The sequence below is a fragment of the Pseudomonas sp. RG1 genome, assembly GCF_025910115.1.
In the GTDB taxonomy this organism is placed as follows: Bacteria; Pseudomonadota; Gammaproteobacteria; order Pseudomonadales; family Pseudomonadaceae; genus Aquipseudomonas; species Aquipseudomonas atacamensis.
Genome location: NZ_JAPCIK010000042.1, coordinates 26,513 through 50,791, shown reverse-complemented (window position 1 = coordinate 50,791; position 24,279 = coordinate 26,513). Strand labels below are relative to the sequence as shown.

19 protein-coding genes, 4 tRNA genes and 1 riboswitch are annotated in these 24,279 nt (G+C 59.4%); of the genes, 17 read left to right on the top strand and 6 right to left on the bottom strand.

What is annotated here, in order from left to right:
* The first annotated feature begins 7 nt into the window (after positions 1 to 7).
* The 5 genes from astA (at position 8) to astE (ending at position 5,352) form a co-directional block, all read left to right on the top strand.
* Positions 8 to 1,033: an arginine N-succinyltransferase gene (gene astA, locus OK411_RS21260; protein ID WP_024014014.1), complete on the top strand. Its 1,026-nt coding sequence runs from the start codon at positions 8 to 10 to the stop codon at positions 1,031 to 1,033.
* Positions 1,030 to 2,499 (top strand): succinylglutamate-semialdehyde dehydrogenase, encoded by a 1,470-nt coding sequence (gene astD / locus OK411_RS21255; RefSeq protein WP_264365663.1) that lies wholly within the window; start codon positions 1,030 to 1,032, stop codon positions 2,497 to 2,499. Before astA ends, astD begins: the two co-directional genes overlap by 4 nt.
* Before the next feature lie 138 nt (positions 2,500 to 2,637).
* Positions 2,638 to 3,984, top strand: a complete 1,347-nt coding sequence (astB, locus tag OK411_RS21250; protein ID WP_071173304.1) for an N-succinylarginine dihydrolase — start codon at positions 2,638 to 2,640, stop codon at positions 3,982 to 3,984.
* Between the two features lie 57 nt (positions 3,985 to 4,041).
* On the top strand, positions 4,042 to 4,332 hold the full coding sequence (locus OK411_RS21245) for a hypothetical protein (protein ID WP_016773591.1): 291 nt from the start codon (positions 4,042 to 4,044) through the stop codon (positions 4,330 to 4,332).
* Positions 4,333 to 4,344: 12 nt separating this feature from the next.
* A complete protein-coding gene (astE, locus tag OK411_RS21240; RefSeq protein WP_122746818.1) occupies positions 4,345 to 5,352 on the top strand; it encodes a succinylglutamate desuccinylase in 1,008 nt (335 codons plus the stop codon).
* A gap of 152 nt (positions 5,353 to 5,504) precedes the next feature.
* On the opposite strand, the gene OK411_RS21235 is transcribed toward astE, so the two are convergent.
* Positions 5,505 to 6,014 carry a 6,7-dimethyl-8-ribityllumazine synthase gene (locus OK411_RS21235; RefSeq protein ID WP_264365646.1) on the bottom strand — a complete coding sequence of 170 codons (510 nt, stop codon included), beginning with the start codon at positions 6,012 to 6,014 and terminating at the stop codon, positions 5,505 to 5,507.
* 103 nt (positions 6,015 to 6,117) lie between these two features.
* A riboswitch (FMN riboswitch) is annotated at positions 6,118 to 6,289 on the bottom strand.
* Between the two features lie 275 nt (positions 6,290 to 6,564).
* On the opposite strand from OK411_RS21235, the gene ltaE reads away from it, so the two are divergent.
* The 7 genes from ltaE (at position 6,565) to OK411_RS21200 (ending at position 12,525) form a co-directional block, all read left to right on the top strand.
* Positions 6,565 to 7,569, top strand: a complete 1,005-nt coding sequence (gene ltaE, locus OK411_RS21230; protein ID WP_264365645.1) for a low-specificity L-threonine aldolase — start codon at positions 6,565 to 6,567, stop codon at positions 7,567 to 7,569.
* A gap of 146 nt (positions 7,570 to 7,715) precedes the next feature.
* A complete protein-coding gene (alaS, locus tag OK411_RS21225; RefSeq protein ID WP_122612069.1) occupies positions 7,716 to 10,331 on the top strand; it encodes an alanine--tRNA ligase in 2,616 nt (871 codons plus the stop codon).
* Between the two features lie 90 nt (positions 10,332 to 10,421).
* Positions 10,422 to 11,663 carry an aspartate kinase gene (locus OK411_RS21220; protein WP_016773595.1) on the top strand — a complete coding sequence of 414 codons (1,242 nt, stop codon included), beginning with the start codon at positions 10,422 to 10,424 and terminating at the stop codon, positions 11,661 to 11,663.
* Between the two features lie 187 nt (positions 11,664 to 11,850).
* Positions 11,851 to 12,039 (top strand): carbon storage regulator CsrA, encoded by a 189-nt coding sequence (gene csrA / locus OK411_RS21215; RefSeq protein WP_002554426.1) that lies wholly within the window; start codon positions 11,851 to 11,853, stop codon positions 12,037 to 12,039.
* 62 nt (positions 12,040 to 12,101) lie between these two features.
* Positions 12,102 to 12,192 (top strand) — tRNA-Ser (locus tag OK411_RS21210).
* Positions 12,193 to 12,299: 107 nt separating this feature from the next.
* Positions 12,300 to 12,376: transfer RNA gene (locus OK411_RS21205), tRNA-Arg, on the top strand.
* A 72-nt stretch (positions 12,377 to 12,448) separates the two neighbouring features.
* Positions 12,449 to 12,525 (top strand) — tRNA-Arg (locus OK411_RS21200).
* Between the two features lie 19 nt (positions 12,526 to 12,544).
* On the opposite strand, the gene OK411_RS21195 is transcribed toward OK411_RS21200, so the two are convergent.
* On the bottom strand, positions 12,545 to 13,057 hold the full coding sequence (locus OK411_RS21195; RefSeq protein ID WP_264365644.1) for a cell envelope protein SmpA: 513 nt from the start codon (positions 13,055 to 13,057) through the stop codon (positions 12,545 to 12,547).
* Between the two features lie 321 nt (positions 13,058 to 13,378).
* On the opposite strand from OK411_RS21195, the gene mgtE reads away from it, so the two are divergent.
* Complete coding sequence (gene mgtE / locus OK411_RS21190; RefSeq protein ID WP_016773597.1) at positions 13,379 to 14,821, top strand: magnesium transporter; 1,443 nt, start codon at positions 13,379 to 13,381, stop codon at positions 14,819 to 14,821.
* A gap of 256 nt (positions 14,822 to 15,077) precedes the next feature.
* On the opposite strand, the gene OK411_RS21185 is transcribed toward mgtE, so the two are convergent.
* Positions 15,078 to 15,404: an Arc family DNA-binding protein gene (locus OK411_RS21185; RefSeq protein ID WP_003178899.1), complete on the bottom strand. Its 327-nt coding sequence runs from the start codon at positions 15,402 to 15,404 to the stop codon at positions 15,078 to 15,080.
* Positions 15,405 to 15,792: 388 nt separating this feature from the next.
* On the opposite strand from OK411_RS21185, the gene phnN reads away from it, so the two are divergent.
* Entirely contained in the window at positions 15,793 to 16,362 is a 570-nt protein-coding gene (phnN, locus tag OK411_RS21180) for a phosphonate metabolism protein/1,5-bisphosphokinase (PRPP-forming) PhnN (protein ID WP_264365643.1), read from the top strand.
* Here phnN and OK411_RS21175 read toward each other — a convergent pair.
* Positions 16,337 to 16,516, bottom strand: coding sequence for a PA3371 family protein (locus tag OK411_RS21175; RefSeq protein WP_016773599.1), 180 nt, complete (start codon positions 16,514 to 16,516; stop codon positions 16,337 to 16,339). The two genes, phnN and OK411_RS21175, sit on opposite strands and share 26 nt — an antisense overlap.
* Before the next feature lie 20 nt (positions 16,517 to 16,536).
* Entirely contained in the window at positions 16,537 to 16,770 is a 234-nt protein-coding gene (locus OK411_RS21170) for a hypothetical protein (protein ID WP_264365642.1), read from the bottom strand.
* A gap of 298 nt (positions 16,771 to 17,068) precedes the next feature.
* Here OK411_RS21170 and OK411_RS21165 point away from each other — a divergent pair.
* Positions 17,069 to 17,145 (top strand) — tRNA-Arg (locus OK411_RS21165).
* A gap of 75 nt (positions 17,146 to 17,220) precedes the next feature.
* On the opposite strand, the gene OK411_RS21160 is transcribed toward OK411_RS21165, so the two are convergent.
* Positions 17,221 to 21,357 carry a CheR family methyltransferase gene (locus OK411_RS21160; protein WP_264365641.1) on the bottom strand — a complete coding sequence of 1,379 codons (4,137 nt, stop codon included), beginning with the start codon at positions 21,355 to 21,357 and terminating at the stop codon, positions 17,221 to 17,223.
* A gap of 394 nt (positions 21,358 to 21,751) precedes the next feature.
* Here OK411_RS21160 and OK411_RS21155 point away from each other — a divergent pair, with 394 nt between their 5' ends.
* Both OK411_RS21155 and OK411_RS21150 read left to right on the top strand, forming a co-directional pair.
* Positions 21,752 to 23,356: a tetratricopeptide repeat-containing response regulator gene (locus OK411_RS21155; protein ID WP_016773603.1), complete on the top strand. Its 1,605-nt coding sequence runs from the start codon at positions 21,752 to 21,754 to the stop codon at positions 23,354 to 23,356.
* The gene (locus tag OK411_RS21150) at positions 23,353 to 24,045 is read left to right on the top strand and encodes a sensor histidine kinase (RefSeq protein WP_122700237.1); all 693 of its coding nucleotides are present in this window, start codon (positions 23,353 to 23,355) and stop codon (positions 24,043 to 24,045) included. The genes OK411_RS21155 and OK411_RS21150 overlap by 4 nt, the downstream gene beginning before the upstream one ends.
* Positions 24,046 to 24,279: the final 234 nt, after the last annotated feature.

Below are 24,279 nucleotides of genomic sequence, written 5' to 3'. Positions count from 1 at the left end.
AGATAGCATGATTGTTCGTCCCGTACGCAGCAGCGATTTATCCGCGCTGATCGACCTGGCCCGCAGCACCGGCACCGGCCTGACTACCTTGCCGGCCAACGAAGAGCGCCTGACCCACCGGGTCGGCTGGGCCGAGAAGACCTTTCGCGGCGAAGCCGGGCGTGGCGATGCCGACTATCTGTTCGTGCTCGAAGACGATGACGGCCGCGTGGTGGGGATTTCCGCCATCGCCGGCGCGGTCGGCCTGCGTGAGCCCTGGTACAACTTCCGCGTCGGTCTGACGGTCAGCGCTTCGCAAGAGCTGAACATCTACCGCGAAATCCCGACGCTGTTTCTGGCCAACGACCTGACCGGCAATTCCGAGCTGTGCTCGCTGTTCCTCCACGCCGATTACCGCAACGGTCTCAACGGCCGGATGCTGTCCAAGGCGCGCATGCTGTTCATCGCTGAGTTCCCGGAGCTGTTCGGTAACAAGATCATCGCCGAAATGCGTGGCGTGTCCGATGACGCCGGGCGCTCGCCGTTCTGGGAAAGCCTCGGCCGCCATTTCTTCAAGATGGAATTCAGCCAGGCCGATTACCTGACCGGCGTCGGCAACAAGGCGTTCATCGCCGAACTGATGCCGAAATTCCCGCTGTACACCTGCTTCCTCTCGCCGGACGCGCGCAACGTCATCGGCCAGGTGCACCCGGACACCGAACCGGCGTTGGCCATGCTCAAGAGCGAAGGCTTCAGCTATCAGGGTTACGTCGACATCTTCGACGCCGGCCCGGCCATCGAATGCGAAACCAGCAAGATCCGCGCGGTGCGTGACAGCGAAGCGCTGGTGCTGGCCGTCGGCACGCCGGGCGATGACGCCACGCCGTTCATCATCCACAACCGCAAGCGCGAGGATTGCCGCATCACGGCTGCCCCAGCGCGTCTGGCTGCGGGCACCCTGGTGGTCGATCCGCAGACCGCGAAACGTCTTCAACTCAGCGCCGGCGATCAGGTTCGCGCCGTGGCGCTGTCCGCTGCACGGGAGTCGAAATAATGAATTCGCTATACATCGCAGGTGAGTGGCTGGCCGGTCAGGGCGAAGCCTTTCAATCTTTGAACCCGGTGACCCAGCAAGTGCTGTGGGCGGGCGAGGGCGCCACTGCCGCGCAGGTCGAGTCGGCGGTTCAGGCTGCTCGCCAGGCGTTTCCTCAGTGGGCACGCCGCACCCTCGAGGAGCGCATCAGCGTCCTCGAAGCTTTTGCTGCTGCGTTGAAAAACCACGCTGACGAACTGGCTCGCACCATCGGCGAAGAAACCGGCAAACCGCTGTGGGAAGCTGCGACCGAAGTCACCAGCATGGTCAACAAGATCGCGATTTCGGTGCAGAGCTACCGCGAGCGCACCGGCGAGAAGAGCGGCCCATTGGGCGACGCCACCGCCGTATTGCGCCACAAGCCCCACGGCGTGGTCGCGGTGTTCGGCCCTTACAACTTCCCCGGTCACCTGCCTAACGGTCATATCGTCCCGGCGCTGCTGGCCGGTAACAGCGTATTGTTCAAGCCCAGCGAACTGACGCCGAAAGTCGCCGAGCTGACGGTCAAGTGCTGGATCGAAGCCGGTCTGCCGGCAGGCGTGTTGAACCTGCTGCAAGGCGCGCGGGAAACCGGTATCGCTCTGGCGGCGAACCCGGGTATCGACGGTCTGTTCTTCACCGGTTCGAGCCGCACCGGCAATCACCTGCATCAGCAATTCGCCGGGCGTCCGGACAAGATTCTTGCGCTGGAGATGGGCGGCAACAACCCGCTGGTGGTCGATCAGGTCGCTGATCTGGACGCGGCGGTGTACACGATCATTCAGTCGGCGTTCATTTCCGCTGGCCAGCGCTGCACCTGCGCTCGGCGTCTGCTGGTGCCGCAAGGTGCGTGGGGCGACAGCCTGCTCCAGCGTCTGGTGGAAGTCAGTTCGACCATTGAAGTCGGTGCCTTCGATCAGCAACCGGCACCGTTCATGGGCTCGGTGATTTCCCTCGGCGCGGCCAAAGCGCTGATGGATGCGCAGGAACAACTGCTGGCCAACGGCGCGGTGGCGTTGCTGGAAATGACTCAGCCACAAGCGCAGTCGGCCTTGCTGACCCCGGGCATCGTCGATGTGACGGCCGTGGCCGAGCGTCCGGACGAAGAACTGTTCGGGCCGTTGCTGCAAGTGATCCGCTATGCCGATTTCGGCGCGGCGATCAGTGAAGCCAACAACACCGCTTATGGACTGGCCGCCGGTTTGCTCTCCGATTCCGAAGCGCGTTACCAGCAGTTCTGGCTGGAAAGCCGCGCCGGCATCGTCAACTGGAACAAACAGCTGACCGGCGCCGCGAGCAGCGCGCCATTCGGCGGCGTCGGCGCCTCGGGCAACCACCGCGCCAGCGCCTACTACGCAGCGGATTACTGCGCGTACCCAGTGGCGTCGCTGGAAACCCCGAGTCTGGTGTTGCCATCGGCCCTGACGCCTGGCGTGAAAATGGCGTAGCGCCACTTCGCTGGCAAGCCAGCTCCCACAGGGAAATGCATTCCAGTGTGGGAGCGAGCCTGCTCGCGAAGGCCGCGCCTCGGTCGCAAAGAATAGTTACTGAAGCCTATAACAACAGATTCTCGTGGAGCCTCGCTGATGAAATCCTATGAAGTCAATTTTGACGGTCTAGTGGGGCCGACCCATAACTACGGTGGTCTGTCCTACGGCAACGTCGCCTCGCAAAGCAACAGTCAGCAATCCTCGAATCCGAAGGAAGCGGCGCTGCAAGGTCTGGCAAAAATGAAAGCGCTGATGGACATGGGCTTTCAGCAAGGCGTGCTGGCTCCGCAGGAACGTCCTGATGTGGCGGCGCTGCGTCGTCTGGGCTTCAGTGGCACTGACGCGCAGGTGATCGAGCGCGCCGCCAAAGAAGCGATGCCGCTGCTGGTCGCCAGTTGCTCGGCGTCGAGCATGTGGGTGGCCAACGCCGCCACGGTCAGCCCAAGTGCCGACACCGCTGACGGCCGCGTGCACTTCACCGCCGCCAACCTCAATTGCAAATACCACCGCAGCATCGAACACCCGACCACCAGCCGCGTGCTCGGCGCGATGTTCGCCAATCAACAGCACTTCGCCCATCACGCCGCTTTGCCGGCAGTGGCGCAGTTCGGCGACGAAGGCGCGGCCAACCACACGCGTTTCTGCCGTGAGTACGGCGAAGCGGGCGTCGAGTTTTTCGTGTTCGGCCGCAGTGCGTTCGACAACCGTTTCCCGGCGCCGCAGAAATACCCTGCACGCCAGACCCTCGAAGCCTCGCAAGCCGTCGCGCGTCTGCACGGTCTGCGTGACGAAGGCGTGGTCTACGCGCAGCAGAATCCCAACGTCATCGATCAGGGCGTGTTCCACAACGACGTGATCGCCGTGGGCAATGGTGAAGTGCTGTTCTATCACGAGGACGCGTTCCTCGAGACCGACAAGATGCTTGCCGAGCTGCAAGGCAAACTGGCCAAGGTCGGCGGTAACTTCCAGTCTGTTTGCGTGCCGCGTTCGGCGGTCACTGTGGATGACGCGGTGCGTTCCTACCTGTTCAACAGCCAGTTGCTGTCGCGTGCCGATGGCTCGATGCTGCTGATCGTGCCGCAGGAATGCCAGGCCAACGAACGCGTCTGGGCTTATCTGCAAAGCCTGACCAGCTCCGGCGGGCTGATCCGCGAAGTGAAAGTCTTCGATCTCAAGCAAAGCATGCAGAACGGCGGTGGCCCGGCGTGCCTGCGTCTGCGTGTGGCGCTGAATGAAACCGAACTGGCGGCGGTCAACCCAGGCGTTATCATGACGGCCCCGTTGTACGGTTCGTTGACCGCATGGGTTGAAAAGCACTACCGCGACCGCCTGAGCGAAACCGACCTAGCGGACCCGCAGTTGCTGCTTGAATGCCGGACGGCACTGGATGAACTGACGCAAATCCTTAAACTGGGCGCGGTTTATCCTTTCCAGATCAATTGATCGCCAGCGTGCTGCCTGAACGTGGCGCGCGGCGTGTCACCCCAAGAGAGTAAAAACATGAGCGATTCCCTGCAGCTGATCCTTGAAGACACCGACGGCACGCAATTGCAAACCTCGTGCACCCGCGTCGCGGTGATGTGGCAAGGCAAAGAGCTGTGGATCCAGCAGGACGGCCGTGGCCAGCTGCTGATCGGCGTGGACGTCGAGGAAGGTGACGAAGAGTACGCCAACCTGCTGCTGCGCCCATTGGCGACTAATCTGGTAAGTCTGCAACTGGAAATGGAACCGGCTGACCTCGGCGCTGACGAGGATCACGTACACGGCCCGGATTGCAACCACGACCACTAAGGAAACCGCTCTATGCTCGCCCTCGGCAAACTGCTTGAACTGACCCTCGCCGGCCGCGAACCGGCGGAGAAGACTCAACTGACTGTCGAAGGCGTGCGCATGCGCTGGTTGAGCGAAGGGGCGCTGGAAGTGCGGCCCCCGGAAGCGCGCGACAATGGCCTGGACCTGCTGCTGTCGGCAGGCATCCATGGTAACGAAACGGCACCGATCGAGTTGCTTGATCGGCTGCTGCACGACATCGCACGCGGCGATCTCAAGCCGCGCGCACGCATTCTGTTCCTGTTCGGCAACCCGGAAGCGATTCGCAAGGGCGAGCGTTTCGTCGAGCAGGATGTCAATCGGCTGTTCAACGGCCGCCACGAACAAAGCAGCGGCTCGGAAGCGTTGCGCGCCTGTGAGCTGGAACGGTTGGCGGCGAGTTTCTTCAGCAAGCCCGAGCGCCAGCGTCTGCACTACGACCTGCACACCGCGATTCGTGGGTCGAAGATCGAACAGTTCGCCTTGTACCCGTGGAAGGAAGGGCGTCAGCATTCCCGCCGCGAACTGGCGCGCCTGCGCGCCGCCGGCATGGAAGCAGTGCTGTTGCAGAACAAACCATCCATCGTGTTCAGCTCGTACACCTACGACAAACTCGACGCTGAAGCTTTTACCTTGGAACTGGGCAAGGCGCGGCCGTTCGGGCAGAACGACGGCGTTAACGTTTCACTGCTGGAAACCCGTCTGAAGCAGATCATCGAAGGCACTGAGCCGGAGACAGAAGAAGGGCTGGACGGCTTGCAACTGTTCAGCGTGGCGCGGGAAATCATCAAGCACAGCGATGCGTTCCGCCTGAATCTGCCGGCGGATATCGAGAACTTTTCCGAGCTGGAACCGGGTTATGTGCTGGCCGAAGACCTGGCCAATACCCGCTGGGTGATCGAAGAGCAGGGCGCGCGGATCATCTTCCCCAACCCCAAGGTCAAGAACGGCCTGCGCGCCGGCATCCTGATCGTCCCGGCCACTGACGAAAACCTCGCCTGATAGCGACATCTGAATCGGCACAAAACCAATGTGGGAGCGAGCCTGCTCGCGAAAGCGGTCTACCAGTCAACTTGTCGTCGGCTGGCAGTCCCTCTTCGCGAGCAGGCTCGCTCCCACATTTGATTTGAGTGAGGTCAAAAACTCACTCGACGTTACACGGCTACCGCACGCGGCTCTGTACGACGCAGCGCACGAACTTTCTGCAGCGTGTCCGCGCAAGTCCGCGCAGCTTCCTGACCCTTGTGCACAAAGTGCTCGAAGAAGAACCTCTGATGCTCTTCGCCCGAATGGAAGTGATGCGGGGTCAGCGACACCGAGAACACCGGCACTTCGGTTTCCAGCTGCACCTGCATCAGGCCGCTGACCACCGATTGCGCAACGAACTCGTGACGGTAAATGCCGCCGTCCACCACCAGGGCGGCGGCGACGATGCCGGCGTAACGGCCGGACTTGGCCAGCAGCTTGGCGTGCAGCGGCATCTCAAAAGCGCCGCCGACTTCGAAGAAATCGATGTCCGCTTCCTGATAACCCTGCACCAGCATTTCAGCGACGAAGCCTTTGCGGCTCTGGTCGACGATTTCCTTGTGCCAGCAGGCCTGGATGAACGCGACGCGCTCGCCCTGTGGGTGTTTGCTTTTGCTGTCGATAGCGGTGGGTTGCATGTTCTGACTCCTGTTTGTGTGAAAAACAGGGCGTTATGAATCGAAAGGGATGCAAGGGTGCGAACGCAGGCACGAGTGCACGCGGACGGCCCTTTGGCGTCGATCCCGTTCTCTCTTCATCCGGACTATGACCGTCGGCCCCGGGATCACACCGGGTCTGCTGACCTTGCCGACGCACCCGACTCAAGTCGTGTGCAGCGCCAAGCGCTCGCGGGCTATGCGCGTTGCGCGCAATTACCGCCGGTGGGGAATTGCACCCCGCCCTGAGAACGTTTGTGCCGCCCAATCTCGGGCAGCGCGCAGTTTGTAACACATATTTTTCGGTCCTGCACAGAACCTGTGGGAGCGAGCCTGCTCGCGAAAGCGGCTTCACATTCAACGAATATGCTGCCTGTTACTGCTCTTTCGCGAGCAGGCTCGCTCCCACATGGATTGTGCTTTTTCCTGAGGACGGTGATTTTTCCTTCTTCAAGGCTTGATTAATCCGCGCCATGACCGCAGTAATCCCACTTCACAAAGGGATTTCCCCATCTGACCAGAGGCCAGGTTCATGAGCGTTATTGATCTTCGCAGCGACACCGTCACCCAACCGACTCCCGCCATGCTCGATGCGATGACCGCAGCGGACACCGGCGACGATGTGTACGGCGAAGATCCGACGGTCAATCGCCTTGAGGCCGAACTGGCCAAACGCCTGGGCTTTGCCGCCGCGCTATTCGTGCCGACCGGGACCATGAGCAACCTGCTCGGCCTGATGGCGCACTGCGAGCGGGGCGACGAGTACATCGTCGGTCAGCAGGCGCACACCTATAAGTACGAAGGTGGCGGGGCGGCGGTGCTCGGTTCGATTCAGCCGCAGCCGCTGGAGGTGCAGGCCGACGGTTCGCTGGATCTGGATCAGGTCGCCGCCGCGATCAAACCGGACGATTTCCATTTCGCCCGCACGCGTTTGCTGGCGCTGGAAAACACCATGCAGGGTAAAGTGCTGCCGCTGGAATATCTGGCGCGCGCCCGACGCTTTACGCAGGAGCATGGCCTGCAATTGCACCTCGACGGGGCGCGGTTGTACAACGCGGCGGTCAAGCTCGGCGTCGATGCCCGCGAGATCACCCAGCATTTCGATTCGGTGTCGGTGTGCCTGTCCAAAGGCCTCGGCGCACCGGTCGGTTCGGTGCTGTGCGGTTCCGAGCAACTGATCGGCAAGGCGCGGCGTTTGCGCAAAATGGTCGGTGGCGGCATGCGTCAGGCCGGGTTGCTCGCGGCGGCTGGCCTGTACGCGCTGGATCATCACGTCGAACGGCTGGCGGATGACCATGCCAATGCGCAGTTGCTCGCCGAGGGTCTGCGTGAGGCCGGTTTCGTCGTCGAGCCCGTGCAAACCAACATGGTCTATGTGCAAATGGGCGACAAGGCCGCAGCACTCAAGGACTTTGCCGGCGAACGCGGGATCAGGCTCAGCGCCGCTGCGCGCTTGCGCATGGTCACGCACATGGACGTCAGCCGCGCGCAAATCGAACAAGTGATCGCGACATTCGTCGAGTTTTCATGCAAGTGACAGCGTCAGCCGTCCAATTGACCGTTTCTATCGTATAAACACGCTGTACCCCGCGCGCAGGGCCGATATAATGCGGCCCTTTGCCGTCGCTTCGTCTCATGACGTTTCGAACAGGCCTTTGGCCGCAGCCTCCGTGGAAGAACCTAATGAAAAGCGCAGAAATCCGTGAAGCCTTCCTTCGCTTCTTCGAAGAGCAAGGCCACACCCGTGTAGCCTCCAGCTCTTTGATTCCAGGCAACGACCCAACCCTGCTGTTCACCAACGCGGGGATGAACCAGTTCAAGGACTGCTTCCTGGGCCAGGAAAAACGTGCGTACACCCGTGCCACCAGCAGCCAGAAATGCGTGCGCGCCGGCGGCAAGAACAGTGACCTGGAAAACGTCGGTTATACCGCGCGTCACCACACGTTCTTCGAAATGCTCGGTAACTTCAGCTTCGGCGACTACTTCAAGCACGACGCGATCACCTTTGCCTGGACCTTCCTGACTGGCGTGCTCAAGCTGCCGAAGGAAAAGCTCTGGGTCACCGTCTACGCTACCGACGACGAAGCGTATGACATCTGGACACAGAAAATCGGTGTGCCCGCCGAGCGCATGATCCGCATCGGCGACAACAAGGGTGCGCCGTACGCTTCCGACAACTTCTGGACCATGGGCGATACCGGCCCGTGCGGCCCGTGCACCGAGATTTTCTACGATCACGGCGAGCACATCTGGGGCGGCCCGCCGGGCTCGCCGGAAGAGGATGGCGATCGCTACATCGAAATCTGGAACAACGTGTTCATGCAGTTCAACCGCACCGCCGATGGCGTGTTGCATCCGTTGCCAGCGCCGTCGGTGGACACCGGCATGGGCCTGGAGCGGATCAGTGCGGTGATGCAGCACGTCAACTCCAACTACGACATCGACCTGTTCAAGAATCTGCTCAAGGCTTCGGCTGAAGCGATCGGCTGCGAAAACGGCGATCAGTCGTCGCTCAAAGTCGTTTCCGACCACATCCGTTCCTGCGGTTTCCTGATTGCCGATGGCGTGCTGCCGTCCAACGAAGGTCGCGGTTACGTGCTGCGCCGGATCATCCGTCGCGCCTGCCGTCACGGCAACAAGCTCGGCGCCACCGGCAGCTTTTTCTACAAGATCGTCGCGGCGCTGGTTGCCGAGATGGGCGAAGCCTTCCCGGAACTGCAGAAGCAGCAAAGCAACATCGAACGCGTGCTCAAGGCTGAAGAAGAGCAGTTCTCCAAGACCCTGGAGCACGGCCTGAAAATCCTCGAGCAGGATCTGGCCGAGCTCAAAGGCACCGTGGTGCCAGGTGACGTGGTGTTCAAACTCTACGACACCTACGGTTTCCCGATGGACCTGACCGCCGACATCGCCCGCGAACGCGGCCTGACCGTCGACGAAGCCGGCTTCGAGCGCGAGATGGAAGCGCAGCGTGTTCGCGCGCGTTCGGCCAGCTCGTTCGGTCTGGACTACAACACCCTGGTCAAGGTCGACGTGGCCACCGAGTTCACCGGTTACGCCGCCACCAGCGGCTCGGCGAAAATCGTTGCCATCTATAAGGATGGCCAGTCGGTCGACGTGCTGAGCGAAGGTCAGGAAGGCGTGATCGTGCTCAACCAGACGCCGTTCTACGCCGAATCCGGTGGCCAGATCGGCGACTGCGGTTTCATTCAGGCCGGCAGCAGCCGCTTCGACGTGCGCGACACCACCAAGACCGGCGGCGCATTCCTGCACCACGGTGTGCTGGCCTCGGGCAGTCTGACCATCGGCGCACCGGTGGAAACCCACGTCGACGCCGAAGTACGTCACGCCACCGCGCTGAACCACTCGGCTACTCACTTGCTGCACGCCGCGCTGCGTCAGGTGCTGGGCGAGCATGTGCAGCAGAAAGGTTCGTTGGTCGACAGTCAGCGTCTGCGTTTCGACTTCAGCCACTTCGAAGCGATCAAGCCAGAACAGATCAAGCAGCTGGAAGATATCGTCAACGCCGAGATTCGCAAGAACTCCGCCGTTGAAACCGAAGAAACCGACATCGAAACCGCGAAGAACAAAGGCGCCATGGCGCTGTTCGGCGAGAAGTACGGCGACAGCGTGCGCGTGCTGAGCATGGGCGACTTCTCGGTCGAACTGTGCGGCGGTATCCACGCCAACCGTACCGGCGACATCGGCCTGCTGAAAATCATCAGCGAAGGCGGTGTGGCCTCGGGCGTGCGTCGTATCGAGGCAGTCACAGGTGCTGCGGCGCTGGCCTACTTGAACGCGGCGGAAGAACAACTCAAGGAAGCGGCCAGCCTGGTCAAGGGCAGCCGCGACAACCTGATCGACAAGCTCTCGGCGGTACTGGAGCGCAACCGTCTGCTGGAGAAACAACTCGAGCAGTTGCAGGCCAAGGCAGCCAGCGCTGCGGGCGACGATCTGTCGGCCTCGGCGGTGGACGTCAAGGATGTGAAGGTGCTGGCCGCCCGTCTGGACGGTCAGGATGGCAAGGCGCTGCTGGCGCTGGTCGATCAGCTGAAAAACAAACTCGGCCGCGCAGTGATCCTGCTCGGCGGTGTCCATGAGGAAAAGGTCGTACTGGTTGCAGGCGTAACCAAGGACCTGACTGGCCAACTCAAAGCCGGTGATTTGATGAAACAGGCTGCTGCGGCAGTGGGCGGGAAGGGCGGTGGTCGTCCGGACATGGCGCAGGGCGGCGGTGTCGATGCCGCTGCGCTGGATGGCGCGCTGGCGCTGACCGTTCCATTCGTCGAGCAGGCTTTATAAGACGGCTCGCCGGGCTCGCAGTCTAGTGGCGGGCCCGGCGACTGTTCGAAAGATTATTGGGCGCCCTTCATGGGCAGAGGCGGCTTTGAAATGGCTTTGATCGTACAGAAATTTGGAGGCACCTCGGTCGGCACTGTCGAGAGAATCGAGCAGGTCGCCGACAAGGTTAAGAAATTCCGCGATGCCGGCGATGACCTGGTGGTTGTGCTGTCTGCAATGAGCGGCGAAACCAACCGTCTGATCGATCTGGCCAAGCAAATCAGTGGCGAGGCACAACCGGTTCCGCGCGAGCTGGACGTGATCGTGTCCACCGGTGAGCAGGTGACGATTGCCCTGTTGGCCATGGCGCTGATCAAGCGCGGTGTGCCGGCGGTGTCGTACACCGGCAATCAGGTACGGATCCTGACTGACAGTGCGCACAATAAAGCGCGTATCTTGCAGATTGATGACCAGAAGATTCGCGGTGATCTGAAGGCTGGCCGTGTGGTGGTTGTCGCCGGTTTCCAGGGCGTCGACGAGCACGGCAACATCACCACCCTCGGTCGCGGCGGTTCCGATACCACCGGCGTGGCACTGGCGGCGGCCTTGAAGGCGGATGAATGCCAGATCTACACCGACGTCGACGGTGTCTACACCACCGACCCGCGTGTGGTGCCGGTCGCTCAGCGTCTGGACAAGATCACCTTCGAAGAGATGCTGGAAATGGCCAGCCTCGGTTCCAAGGTGCTGCAGATCCGTGCGGTGGAATTCGCCGGCAAGTACAACGTTCCGCTGCGCGTACTGCACAGCTTCAAGGAGGGTCCGGGCACCCTCATTACTATTGATGAAGAGGAAACCATGGAACAGCCGATCATTTCCGGCATCGCTTTCAACCGCGATGAAGCCAAGCTGACCATCCGTGGCGTGCCAGACACCCCGGGCGTGGCATTCAAGATTCTCGGCCCGATCAGTGCCGCGAACATCGAAGTCGACATGATCGTGCAGAACGTCGCGCACGATAACACCACCGACTTCACCTTCACCGTGCACCGCAACGACTACCAGGCCGCACAGACCGTGCTGGAAAACACCGCTCGCGAGATCGGTGCTCGTGAAGTAGTCGGTGACACCAAGATCGCCAAGGTCTCGATCGTTGGCGTCGGCATGCGTTCCCACGCAGGCGTGGCCAGCCGCATGTTCGAATCCCTGGCAAAAGAAAGCATCAACATCCAGATGATCTCGACTTCGGAAATCAAGGTGTCCGTAGTGATCGAAGAGAAGTACCTGGAACTGGCCGTGCGCGCGCTGCACACGGCTTTCGAACTGGATGCTCCGGCCCGTCAGGGCGAGTAATCCGCTTCTGTGAAGGGCGCGGTCTGACCGCGCCCTTTATTTTTGAATGGCGCGAGCCCCGGAACTGTTCTTTTGCTCGCGCTGGTCAATACTCAGGCAAGTAGGGCTACGATCGCTGCGGTTGTAGGTCGGGTGCCTTTTTTTTGCAGACTGTTGTCCCTGAAATGAATGGCGTAAGGAGAAAGGTATGCTGATTCTGACTCGTCGGTGCGCGGAAAGCCTGATTATCGGTGACGGCGAAATCACCGTGACCGTGCTCGGCGTCAAAGGAAACCAGGTGCGTATCGGCGTCAACGCTCCGAAAGAGGTTGCGGTGCACCGTGAGGAAATTTACCTGCGTATAAAGAAAGAGAAGGACGAAGAACCAAGCCATTAATTTTTATCGATTTTTATGTTTGCAAACGGGGAAGAAGCTGGTTAATATACGCCCCGTGTTGCGGAGAGCTGGCCGAGTGGCCGAAGGCGCTCCCCTGCTAAGGGAGTACACCTCAAAAGGGTGTCGGGGGTTCGAATCCCCCGTTCTCCGCCATTATTTGCTTAGTACGTCGTAATCTGGCTTCTTCTGTAAGTTGTTGAAATTACTAGAAAAAGTGTTTGACATAGAGATTAGACGGCCTATAATGCGCGGCAACAAATGCACTCGTAGCTCAGCTGGATAGAGTACTCGGCTACGAACCGAGCGGTCACAGGTTCGAATCCTGTCGAGTGCACCATTTAAGAGTTATTTGCTGTAAGGTGAGTAACTCGGCTTCAGCCAGTTGTGGTCTGGTTTAAAAACACAAAATGCACTCGTAGCTCAGCTGGATAGAGTACTCGGCTACGAACCGAGCGGTCACAGGTTCGAATCCTGTCGAGTGCACCATATACCAAAAAGCCCGCGTTTAACGCGGGCTTTTTGCTGTCCGGGGTTTGGCTTTTCCCTTCACACAGCCTCTTTCATCAAAATCAATTTGAGCACTGCGGCCTCGCTTGAGGTCGTAACGATAGCTCGTGGTCGACGTGCGCGTGTTGATCTTGTCGGGCTTGCCCAGTGCACTTTCGACGTCCCGCTGGCTCATGCCGGCAATCACTCGCCGATTGATGATCGCTTCGCGCCGCTGCCTGTTATCGATCAGGTTTCCACATTTGTGTTCGGTGCCACCGACGATGCCCGGTTCGCGCCCGCTGTCTTTCATGCCGGAAACGGCTTCGTGATTGAACTCCGGCATGATTGCGACCCAGCCGGGTGAATACGGGTGGACCTCCTGAATTGTGAGTTGCTCGCCAGTTGCGCAGCTCATCGACGTAAACGTGACGCTGCCGTCAGCGGCCTGGCAACGATGAAGTGTGGTGGCGTGGGCAGGCGTGATGTGGAGCAGGGCGGTCAGTAGAAGAAGCGCTGGTTTTGCTGGCATTCGATGTCCTCCGTGACGATCTAAGCTCAAGGGTAGTCGCTGCTTTTTGCGTTGCCGGTGTGTTTTCTTTTCAAGATGAGTCGTCGCATTTGCACGGGTCAGGCAGGCGCTCAGGTTTGTTTCGCAAGCGCTTGTTTCAGCCGTGATTTTTTCAACGTTTTAAACCGTCAGGCGTGTATCATTGCGCCCGTCAGCCCCGCCGGGGCTTATGGAAAACCTCCATGGACTTACCCAGTAGTTGTTCAGTAAACCGTTTCACCAATCATGAATTGACTGATTGATCCTTCCGGCGTGCCCCGCTGCTGGGAGTGGAGTTCGCCTATGTCCGAAATCGAAGTAAAGAAAACACAGGAAAGCCTGCAGGACCGCCTGGCTCAGGTCGTCGAGTTGCTGCAGCGCCAACGTGTCGTTGAAGACCTGACTCATCGCCAGGAAGGTCCGCACCACGACCGTGTGGAAAACCTGGTTCACCGGCAGAACCTCGTCGAGCTGCAACGCAAGCTCGATGATCTGCACTCCGCCGACGTTGCCTACATTCTTGAAGCCTTGCCGCTGGACGATCGTCTGACGCTCTGGCAACTGGTCAAGGCCGATCGCGACGGCGACATTCTTCTTGAAGTATCCGATTCCGTCCGTGAGACGCTGATCGCCGACATGGACGATCACGAGCTCCTGGCTGCGGCCAAGGACATGGACGCCGACGAACTCGCTGACCTGGCCTCCGAGCTGCCGCGCGACGTTGTCCATGAGCTGATGGAAAGTCTGGATAACCAGCAGCGCGAACGCGTGCGCTCGGCCCTGTCCTATGATGAGGATCAGGTCGGTGCGCTGATGGACTTCGAGATGGTGACGATCCGTGAGGACGTCAGCCTTGAAGTGGTTCTGCGTTACCTGCGTCGCCTGAAAGAGCTTCCCGGTCATACCGACAAACTGTTCGTGGTCGATTACGACGGCGTGCTCAAGGGCGTGCTGCCGATCAAGCGTCTGCTGGTCAACGATCCGGAGAAGCAGGTCGCCGAAGTCATGGCCAGCGATCCGGTCAGTTTCCATCCTGACGAAGACGCCTACGACGCCGCTCAGGCATTCGAGCGTTACGACTTGATCTCGGCGCCGGTGGTCGACAAGAACGGCAAACTGATCGGCCGTCTGACCATCGACGAAATGGTCGACCTGATCCGTGAGGAAAGCGAAAGCGAAGTCCTCAACATGGCCGGTCTGCGCGAAGAGGAAGATATCTTCGCCTCGGTGTGGAAATCCCTGCGTAACCGTTGGGCGTGGCTGGCGGTGAACCTGATCACTGCATTTGTCGCATCGCGGGTGATCGGTCTGTTCGAAGGTTCGATCGAGAAGCTCGTGGCACTGGCGGCGCTGATGCCGATCGTGGCGGGTATCGGCGGCAACTCCGGTAACCAGACCATCACCATGATCGTTCGCGCCATGGCGCTGGATCAGGTCAGCACCGGCAACACCTCGCGCTTGATGCGCAAAGAGCTGGCGGTCGGTTTGATCAACGGTCTGGTCTGGGGCGGGGTGATCGGTGTGGTCGCTTACATGCTTTATGGCAGTTGGTCGCTCGGTGTGGTGATGACGGCGGCGATGACACTCAATCTGTTGCTGGCGGCGTTGATGGGCGTGTTGATCCCGATGACGCTGGCCAAAATGGGCCGCGATCCGGCGATGGGCGCCAGTGTGATGATCACCGCAATGACCGACAGCGGTGGCTTCTTCATCTTCCTCGGGTTGGCGACAATCTTCCTGCTCTGACCTTGTGCAATGAAAAGCCCGTCAAATCGACGGGCTTTTTTGTGCCTGCCAAACAGATATGAGCGCAAGTACAAGTAACCGTGGCGAGGGGATTTATCCCCGCTGGACTGCGCAGCAGTCCCATTGTTTTTGGGGCTGCCATGCAGCCCAGCGGGGATAAATCCCCTCGCCACACTCAATTGCCAAGCGGCCATCTGTCATATTGCGGGCAAAAAAAAGCCAGCAATCATGCTGGCTTCAATATGTTCGGTATAACTCAGGACGCGTCTGCGGCCATTTCTGCGTCGTGTGCGATCAGCGACACCAGGGCGTTCTGCTGACGGTGCGACAGCTGACGGAAGCGTTGCAACAGCTCGCGCTCGTGCAGCGACAGCTCGGGGCTGTCCAGGCGCATGCTCAGCTCTTCGCCCAGTGCGCCTTCCTGAATAAGACTCTGCTCAAGGCGCGCAATGATCTCGGAGTTCATGCTGCGATGATGATTGCGAGCCACCTCGGCAATGCGTTCACGCATTCCGTCTGGCAGACGTACGACAAACTTGTCAGCCGTACGGCTGGAATAAATTGCCTGTTTCAATGGGCGCATATATTTAACCGGTTAGTTCAGGGGAGCGGTTCTCGGGATTGGCCGCAGGATGTGTGGTAGGACAAGCATCCGGACCAATTGGTTCAACCTGAATTGTTAAGAGGCCGGCATCATGCCTCAAAATTGCCAGATCATTGGCGTCAATTCTGTGACAAATATTGAGCCGGGTAAAGGCGTAATGCCAGCACCAGTTGTCAGAAATGCGGACTGGTTGGAAAACTTTCCATCCTTCCGTATCACTGCCCGTTTTCGAATGCACATCTGTTGATGTCCGCAGACCTCAGAACGTGCATGCTATGCGGCTCGTTATTCTTGATCCCTATGTGTACAGGATAGTGGCAATTTGCCGATTTACTAGAGGCAGCACCCGTCGGAGGGCGTTTTCGGGATGGATGGCAAGCTTTTTTACCTGATGGGGCCGTCCGGTTCGGGCAAGGACAGCCTGATCGATGCATCGCGTGAGCCACTGCGGGCGTTGAACTGTGAAGTAATGCGTCGGGTGATTACCCGCTCGGCGGAGTCCGTCGGCGAAGATGCAATTGGCGTGACGCCTGAAGAGTTCGACCGGCGACAGCACGCTGGCGCTTTTTCCTTGGCCTGGCAAGCCAACGGCCTCTCCTACGGCATTCCAAGGGAAATGGATGAAAGATTGCAAGCGGGCCGGCACGTACTGGTTAACGGGTCAAGAGCGAACCTGCGTCAAGCAATGGAGAAGTATCCAACGCTTGTGCCGGTTCTGCTGACAGTCAACGATGAGGTCCTGCGCAAGCGCTTGCTCAGCCGTGGTCGGGAGACCCCTGAGCAAATCGATTCGAGGCTGGCTCGCAATGCGTTGTTCAAAGACCGAAGATCCAGCGACAGCCCCGTTCATCAGATCGACAACTCTGTTGACCTTGCTACCGCGGTCTCTTCGTTACTGGAATTGGTTCGGCTCAACGCAGAACCGGATCGAACTTGATCTTGCGCCCTGCAATCAGCGCCAGCACAAACAGCACCGCAAACACGCCACAGCCAACCAGAGGCAAGGTGACTTCCGTCTCCTCGAACAGCGCCAGGTGGGTAACGCCACTCAGTAAAGCGAGGATCAGAAATCCTGTCGCCGATTTGGACATGTTGTACTCCTGAAGATATTTCAAAAAACCAGACGTTCGGTGGTTGGCGCCGAGGCTTGCTCAGGCTCGCTGACCATTTGTGTAGAAGCGTCGCTGCGATCACTCAACACGGCCCACTGCGGCGCTTTCTGCACCTGCAGGTAATGCGGCATGCGCTGCGCCACTGGCTGCTCAACGTCAGCCTTGGGAAAAAAATGTGATCCGAGCAAGAAAGCCAAAGCCGCTGCGTTTGCAAGCAAGAGGGTGCTGTTCATGGCACGACGCTCCAAATTGTTCTTTTTGATAGAACAGGCATAGCAGCCGCCGTGCCAACAGTGTAACGGCTGATAAGTCCTTTAAAAACAAGGGGTTGGTATGTTTTTTCCGGCGACTCTGATTGCAATCTGCAATGACCGCATTTCCGCGCAGTGCAATTTGCCCGGTAAAAGTTCCCGCAATCTTCCAAGGCGCTTGCCTACACTTAAAAAGCCCTACGGACGACATGACAAAACAGGGGCCGGCCGTTAACATGCACGCCGTCTGTCGCGCCGCATACAGCCCGCGTCAATCAGTGTCTCAGTAGCTCAATTGGATAGAGCATCCCCCTCCTAAGGGGAAGGTTGCAGGTTCGAACCCCGCCTGGGACACCACCTCTTCAAAAAACAAAAAGCCCCGTCGCACTTACTCCTGCGGCGGGGCTTTTTGCGTTGGAGCGCTGGCGAGCTTTACAGCAACTCCGAACGGCGCAACGCCTCGATGGTTTCAATCAGGTCGTCGTACGCCACCGGTTTGCCCAGATGCTGATCGAACCCGGCTTCACGGGACTTCTGCATGTCGCTCTGAGTGCCATAACCGGTGAGGGCGATCGCCGGTACGTTTTTCGCCAGCGGCAGCTTGCGCAGTGCAGCCATCAGTTCATAGCCGGTCATGACCGGCATGCCGAGGTCGGAGATGATCAGATCGTAGCGCGTGCTCTCAGCGGCTTTCAGCGCTGCCACCGGATGATCGAAGGCCGTTACGTCGGCGTCTTCCATCTCCAGCAGCAGCTTCAAGGTCTCCAGCACTTCCGGCGAGTCGTCGACCAGCAGAATGCTCAAGCCATCGAGCTTGCCGGAAACCGGTTCAACCTCGGCTGTTGCAGCGGTTTCTTCGACATCAGTCGACAGCGGCAGGCGAACGGTAAAGGTACAACCGGCGCCCAGCCCCGGCGAAGCAACCTTCACCGTGCCGTGCTGGGCTTCGGTCAGTTGCCGCACCAGTGACAGGCCGATGCCCAAGCCTTCACGTTGATGGTTGGTGTGCTGTTTTTCCGCCTGGCCGAACAGATCGAAGACGTGTTCGAGGTTTTCCGCAGCGATGCCGACGCCGTTATCCTTGACGTCCAGTTGCGCCATTTTCCCGCTCTTGCTGGCGATCAACTCAATGCGCCCGCTCGGTGGTGTGAACTTCAAGGCATTGTTGACCAGATTCCAGATGATCTGCTCGACCCGTGTCGGGTCGGCATGAATGATCAACGGTGCTTCAGGCAATTGCAGGTCGATGCGCGTGGCATGCTGCTCATTGAGCACTACCGTGTGGATGTCACGCAGAACCGCGCTCAGATCGACACGCGCCAATTGCAGTTTGAGCTTGCCGGTGCGCACCCGTGCTACATCAAGCAGGTCGTCGATGATCCGCGCCTGACTGTTCACCGCATCGCAAATGGTGTTGACCGCTTTGGTCGCCGGTCCGGCGGTGCGGATCATTGGCAAACGGCGCAACAGTTCGGCGTTGAGCTGAATCAGGTTGAGCGGGTGCTTGAGTTCGTGGGACATGACCGCGAAGAACTCATCACGCAGGGACACAGTATTGCGCGTCTGCGCCAGTTCCTTGCTCTGTTCATCCTGCTGGCGCTTGTGCCCGGTCAGGTCGCGGGCGATTTTCACATAGCCTTGCAAGCGGTCGCCGCTGAGCCGGGTGACCTCGCCGCTGCAGAAGAAACGGCTGCCATCCTTGCGCACATGCCAGCGCTCATCCTCCGAGCGCCCGTGCTGGCGGGCGGTGGACAATTCACTTTCAGCCATGCCGGCAGCACGGTCTTCGGCTGTGAAGATGAAATCGTAGTACTGACCTTCGGCCTCGTTTTTACTGTGGCCAAAGATCAGTTCAGCGCCTTTGTTCCAACTGGTGATCGCACCCATTTCATCGAGGATGATAATCGCGTAGTCACGCGTACTCTCAGCGACCAGACGCATGCGTTCTTCGCCCAGGCGCAGCTCTTCCTCGGCTTCGCGGCGTTTGCTGATGTCGATGAAGGTCAACACGGTGCCGTCGATGTGGTCTTCGCTGGAGCGATAAGGCAGCAAGCGGGCGATGTACCAGCGGTTATCGGTACTGTTGACCTCGCGTTCGATCATGTTCAGCGACTCGAACACCTGCGCCGCGTCCTCGGTCATCGCCGGGTAATTCAGACGATGGGTGATATCCAGCAGTGAACGGCCAGTGTCTACCGGCAGCATGCTGAAGATGTCGGTAGCGCGCGGCGTGAACCATTTGATGCGCATGCTGCGATCGACGAACACCGTAGCAATGTCAGTAGAAGCGATCAGATTGGTCAGATAATCGTTGATCTTGTCGGTTTCTTCGACTTTGGTCTTCAGTTCGTAATTGACCGTCAACAGCTCCTCATTGATTGACTGCAACTCTTCCTTGCTGGTCTCGAGCTCTTCGGTGGCCGAGCGCAGTTCTTCGTTGATCGCCTGCATCTCCTCGTTGGAAGCCTTAAGCTCTTCGCTGGAGATTTCCGACTGTTCGATGGTGTCCTGCAAATGCAATTTGGTGCGTTGCAGCTCACGTTCCAGATTCGAGAGCACTTGGCTTTCAGTCTGCAGCACCGTGGTCAGCGCCTGCTCGTGCGCGTCGATCTCCGTTTCATCGAAGGTCACCAGCACGCACTCGCTGTCGAAGTCGTCGTCCTTGTACGGCTGCGCAATCAGCGTGATGCGGTACTGACGCTCCTCGCGCTTGAGCAGCACTTCACGCGAGCGCACGGTAAGGTTGCTTTGCTGCACCTGGAACAGCGTCGTGCGGATTTCCAGGCGCAGTTCCGGCAGGATCAGCGTCAGCAAGTTGCGTGACAGCTCGCCGCCGACATGCCGCAGGAAGCGCCCGGCGGCTTCGCTCATGTGAAGGATATCGGCGTTGGTGTCGACGATGATGCTCGGCGGGGCGAAGCGTTCGATGGCGCGGCGGTGAATATCGGCAAACGACAGCTTGACGGGCTCGATGGCTTTCGATGGCGGTCGGGAAACGCTGGTGCGCATGTAACCGCCACGCGGCATGGTCGGGGTGCGGCGGCTGTTCGCGGTGCCGGTCTTGGCGCGGAAGATGCGGTTGCGCTTGTCCACGGGCGCGAACAGTTCATGGCAGGCATCGGCGCTTTCCGAAGTGCCGAGAAACAGGAAACCACCCGGTCGCAGGGCGAAGTGGAACATCTGCAGAATTTCCCGCTGCACCTCGCGATCCAGGTAAATCAGCAGATTGCGGCAAACGATCAGGTCGATCTGCGAGAACGGCGGATCGGACAACAGGCTGTGCTTGGCGAACAGCACTTTCTCGCGGATTTCCTTGCGAATCCGGTAATGCTCATTGTCCTTGACGAAATAATGCCGAAGGCGTGTTGGCGGTACGTCGGTGACGATGGCTTGCGGATAGGTGCCGGCGCGGCCAGTGGTGATCGCGCGTTCGTCGATATCGGTGGCGAACACTTGCAGGTTGGCCTTGCTGCTTTGTACCTGCATCTGATCATCGAGCAGGATCGCCAGGCTGTAGGCTTCTTCGCCGGTCGAGCAGCCGGCAGACCAGATGCGCAGTTCTTCTTTTTCCGACGAGTCGGCAACCGATTGCACCAGTTGCGGCAGCACATCGCGCTCAAGGGCTTCGAAGGCTTCGCGGTCACGGAAGAAGTTGGTCACGCCGATCAGCATATCGCCGAGCAGGGCCTTGGATTCTTCCGGGGTATTTTGCAGGTAGTCGTAATAGGCGCCGAGGTCAGACTGGCTGGTGACCTGCATGCGCCGCTCGATGCGGCGCAGCACGGTGGCGCGCTTGTAGTGTTTGAAATCGTGACCGGTGCTGCTGCGCAGGTACAACAGGATTTCATGCAGGCGTTGTTCGGCGATCGACGCTTCGTGTTCGTTTGCAGGCTTCAAGGCTTTCAAGTCGGGATCATTGGCGCTGGGTAATTTGATGTTCTGAGAGTTGCGCCACAGCTCCATCAGTTTCTGCGGCATCTCGACCACTGGCAGTATCAGATCGACCATGCGCGTCTCGATGGCGGCACGCGGCATGCCGTCGAACTCGGCGTCTTCCGGCACTTGCACCAGCGTCACGCCACCCTGTTCCTTGATTCGCGACAAGCCCACCGCACCATCGGAACCGGTGCCTGAAAGCACCAGGCAAAAAGCCCGCTCGCGATGCACATCGGCCAGATCGCGGAAGAACAGGTCGATGGCAGTGTGGCGCGCTTGCGGTGAGCCAGCGGGGCTGACGCGCAGGTAGCCGTCATTCATCGTCAGCGAGTGCGCCGGAGAAATCACGTACACGCAGTTCTTTTCGATCGGCACCGGCTGCGTCACTTGCAGCACCGGCATGCGCGTCGATTCCTGAATGATCTGGTCGGCGATGCTCTGGTGATCGGGCGACAGGTGCAAAATGATCACGAACGCCATGCCACTGTCCTTCGGCATATGCTCGAAAAACAGCTTGGTCGCTTGCAGGCCGCCCGCCGAGGCGCCGATGCCCACCACGGGGAAATTCAGGTGGCTGGGTGTCAGGTCCTTGCGTTCGGGCGCAGAGGGCGAGGCAGGGGTTTTCGAGGTCATCACTTCGGCCTTTTTTGTGGCGTTACAAGCGTATCGCGGACGTCCGGGGGCGCAGGTAATTGAGCAGAATAAACCTCATTTGCGAATCTGCCTGCACTTTTGAAGGACAAATGTGCTGTCTGTGTTTTTGACATCCGGTGATTGGCAACCGTGCCGATTAATTTTCCGGCGTGATGATCGGTGGTCGTTCGTCGTTAATTTCGATCCTCGGACGCTTCGACAATCTCAACGAAGAATCTTGAGCAGCACCCTCAGGCCCCGGGATTTTTGGCCGATAACCCGAACGGTGAGTTCAGACTCCAGCGAAATCGCTTGATGGCGCATGGCCTCCAGCTATCATCTGCGCGCCTGAAATCGCCTCGGTTCGTTTTCTTCAATTGCCTGGAAATCTTCGATGTCGTCGTATCACCAAAAAAGCTTTCTGATCGTCGATGATTTTTCCGATTTCCGCAGTTCCGTGCGTTCGATGTTGCGTGAGCTCGGCGTCAAGGATGTCGATACTGCCGACACTGGGGAGCAGGCGCTGAAGATGTGCTCGCAGAAGTCCTACGATTTCATTCTTCAGGACTTCCACCTCGGCGACGGCAAGAAGAACGGCCAGCAGGTGCTCGAAGACCTGATGTCGGAAAAGCTCATCAGCCACGAAGCCGTTTTCGTCATGGTCACCGCCGAGACCAGTCAGGCGATGGTGCTCAGTGCGCTGGAGCATGAGCCGGATGCGTACCTGACCAAGCCGTTCAACCGTTCTGGGCTGGCCCAGCGCCTTGAGCGTCTGGAGCAACGCAAGACGTTGCTCAAACCGATTCTGCAGGCCCTTGATCGCGGTAAGCCGGTCGAGGTGCTCAATGCCTGTATTGCCCTGTGCAAACAGGACATCCGCTATTCGCCGCTGTGCCTGCGCTACCGCGCCGATGCGCTGCGCGACATGAATCAGAACGAAGCGCTGGAGCGACTCTACGACGGCATCATTGCCGACCGTCCGTTGCCGTGGGCCTTCGCTGGATTGGGCAAGTTGCTGTTCAAGCGCGGGCAGGTGTCGCAGGCCAAAGAGGTCTATGAAAAGGCCTTGAAAGTGTTCCCGATGATGCCGGCGCTGTATGACGGCATGGCCGATGTGCTGGTGGCCGAAGGCGACAGCAAAGGCGCGCAGCGGGTGCTGGAAGAAGCGATCCGACTGTCGCCATTGGCGGTGCGCCGCCAGGCTTTGCTCGGCAAATTGGCCATGGCCAACGAAGATTTCGAAACCGCCTCGCGCGCTTATCGTCAGGCCGTGGCGCAGGGCGCGCAGTCGCGTTTCAAGGACCCGGAAAGCAATCTCGGCCTGGCTCATGCGCTGATCAGCAAGGGCAGCGATCGCGGCCTCGACACGCGCACGCGGCTGGAGATCAACACCACCCTCAGTGCCGTGGCCAAGGAGAACCCGAGCGATCCCGGCCTGCAAATTCGCGCGCGCCTGATGAAGGCCACCAGCCTGTTGCTCAACGACGCTGAAACCGCCGACAAACTCACCGAACAAGCACTGATGCGCCTCGATGGCATGGAGCAATTCATGAGTCCCGAGGCGGCGTTGCTGGTGGCCAAGCAGTTGCAGATGCTCGGTCAGGCCGAGGCGGGCACTTCGATGCTCAAGAGCTGCGCGGAGATTTATGGTGATGACCCGGCGGTGATGAAAGACATCGCCAAGCTCACCGACGATCCGACGATTCTCAGTTCGAGTAACGCTGCGGCCGATCTCAATCGCCAGGGCGTGCGCGTGTACAAGACCGGCAATCTGGTCGAGGCCCGCGAGGTGTTCCGCAAGGCGCTCAAGCTGCAACCGAAAAACATCAGTATTGCGCTGAACCTGGCCCAGTCGCTGCTGCACGGCACCGACACCAGTGTGCCGTCGGCGGAGCTGGAAGAATGTCGGGCCTGCCTGAAACTGGTGGGCCTGATGCCCGACACCGACGCGCGGTTTGCGCGTTATCAGAAGCTGAAAAGCAAGGCGTTTGGCGAATGAACCCAATTGATCCGGCGCTGGATTTTTCCACGGTGATTGCCTCCACCGTTCACGACATGAAGAACTCCCTGGCCATGCTGATGCAGGCGCACAGCCAATGGCTGGCGCGTCTGCCGCAAGAGCTGCGCGACGGCTCGGAACAGGGCGTGATCGACTTCGAGTTCGCCCACCTCAACGGCATGCTGGTGCAGTTGCTCGGGCTATACAAACTCGGCGTCAACCAGTTGCCGCTACAGCCGGCCTATCACGAACTCGACGATTTCATCGAGGCGCAACTGGCCGCGCATCAGGAAGTGTTTGCCAGTCGCGGCATCATCGCCACCTATGAAGTCGATCCGTTGAGCCCGCTGGGTTTCTTCGATCGCGAGCTGATCGCCTCGGTGCTCGGCAACTGCATCAACAATGCGATCCGTTACGCACGCGAGTCGTTGCTGATTACTGTCAGTGATGAAGCCGGGCAACTGGTATTGAGCATCAACGACGATGGCGACGGCTATCCAGCAGAGATGCTCGAGCGTCAGGCCGATTATGTCCAGGGCATCAATCACAGCAGCGGCAGCACCGGCCTCGGTCTGTATTTCGCCAATCGCATCGCCGCGCTGCACCAGCGCAACGGCGTGGAAGGGCGCACCGAAATCAGCAATGGCGGGCCGTTGGGTGGTGGGGTGTTCAGCCTCTACTTGCCCTGAGGTCTGGTGTAGGAGCTGCCGAAGGCTGCGATCTTTTGATTGTAAAAAGCAAGATCAAAAGATCGCAGCCTCGTTGCACTCGTCAGCTCCTACGGCTCCTGCACAAGATCGGGATTTTTGTGGGCGCTGCTTGATATTCCGAACAGCCGCAGCCTATTTTGTCCGGGTCGCCGTTCGCGGCTCGCACAACAACAAGGATTGCGTCATGACAACCGATGGCCAGGGTTCACTCGC

Bases quoted from the DNA above. Each gene is read 5' to 3' on its own strand.
- OK411_RS21245 (WP_016773591.1), top strand. From the start codon at position 4,042: ATGAGCGATTCCCTGCAGCTGATCCTTGAAGACACCGACGGCACGCAA.
- OK411_RS21235 (WP_264365646.1), bottom strand. From the start codon at position 6,014: ATGCAACCCACCGCTATCGACAGCAAAAGCAAACACCCACAGGGCGAG.
- astE (WP_122746818.1), top strand. From the start codon at position 4,345: ATGCTCGCCCTCGGCAAACTGCTTGAACTGACCCTCGCCGGCCGCGAA.
- OK411_RS21160 (WP_264365641.1), bottom strand. From the start codon at position 21,357: ATGACCTCGAAAACCCCTGCCTCGCCCTCTGCGCCCGAACGCAAGGAC.
- OK411_RS21195 (WP_264365644.1), bottom strand. From the start codon at position 13,057: ATGCCAGCAAAACCAGCGCTTCTTCTACTGACCGCCCTGCTCCACATC.
- astA (WP_024014014.1), top strand. From the start codon at position 8: ATGATTGTTCGTCCCGTACGCAGCAGCGATTTATCCGCGCTGATCGAC.
- OK411_RS21155 (WP_016773603.1), top strand. From the start codon at position 21,752: ATGTCGTCGTATCACCAAAAAAGCTTTCTGATCGTCGATGATTTTTCC.
- OK411_RS21175 (WP_016773599.1), bottom strand. From the start codon at position 16,516: ATGTCCAAATCGGCGACAGGATTTCTGATCCTCGCTTTACTGAGTGGC.
- OK411_RS21185 (WP_003178899.1), bottom strand. From the start codon at position 15,404: ATGCGCCCATTGAAACAGGCAATTTATTCCAGCCGTACGGCTGACAAG.
- OK411_RS21220 (WP_016773595.1), top strand. From the start codon at position 10,422: ATGGCTTTGATCGTACAGAAATTTGGAGGCACCTCGGTCGGCACTGTC.
- OK411_RS21170 (WP_264365642.1), bottom strand. From the start codon at position 16,770: ATGAACAGCACCCTCTTGCTTGCAAACGCAGCGGCTTTGGCTTTCTTG.
- csrA (WP_002554426.1), top strand. From the start codon at position 11,851: ATGCTGATTCTGACTCGTCGGTGCGCGGAAAGCCTGATTATCGGTGAC.
- alaS (WP_122612069.1), top strand. From the start codon at position 7,716: ATGAAAAGCGCAGAAATCCGTGAAGCCTTCCTTCGCTTCTTCGAAGAG.
- phnN (WP_264365643.1), top strand. From the start codon at position 15,793: ATGGATGGCAAGCTTTTTTACCTGATGGGGCCGTCCGGTTCGGGCAAG.
- OK411_RS21150 (WP_122700237.1), top strand. From the start codon at position 23,353: ATGAACCCAATTGATCCGGCGCTGGATTTTTCCACGGTGATTGCCTCC.
- ltaE (WP_264365645.1), top strand. From the start codon at position 6,565: ATGAGCGTTATTGATCTTCGCAGCGACACCGTCACCCAACCGACTCCC.
- mgtE (WP_016773597.1), top strand. From the start codon at position 13,379: ATGTCCGAAATCGAAGTAAAGAAAACACAGGAAAGCCTGCAGGACCGC.
- astB (WP_071173304.1), top strand. From the start codon at position 2,638: ATGAAATCCTATGAAGTCAATTTTGACGGTCTAGTGGGGCCGACCCAT.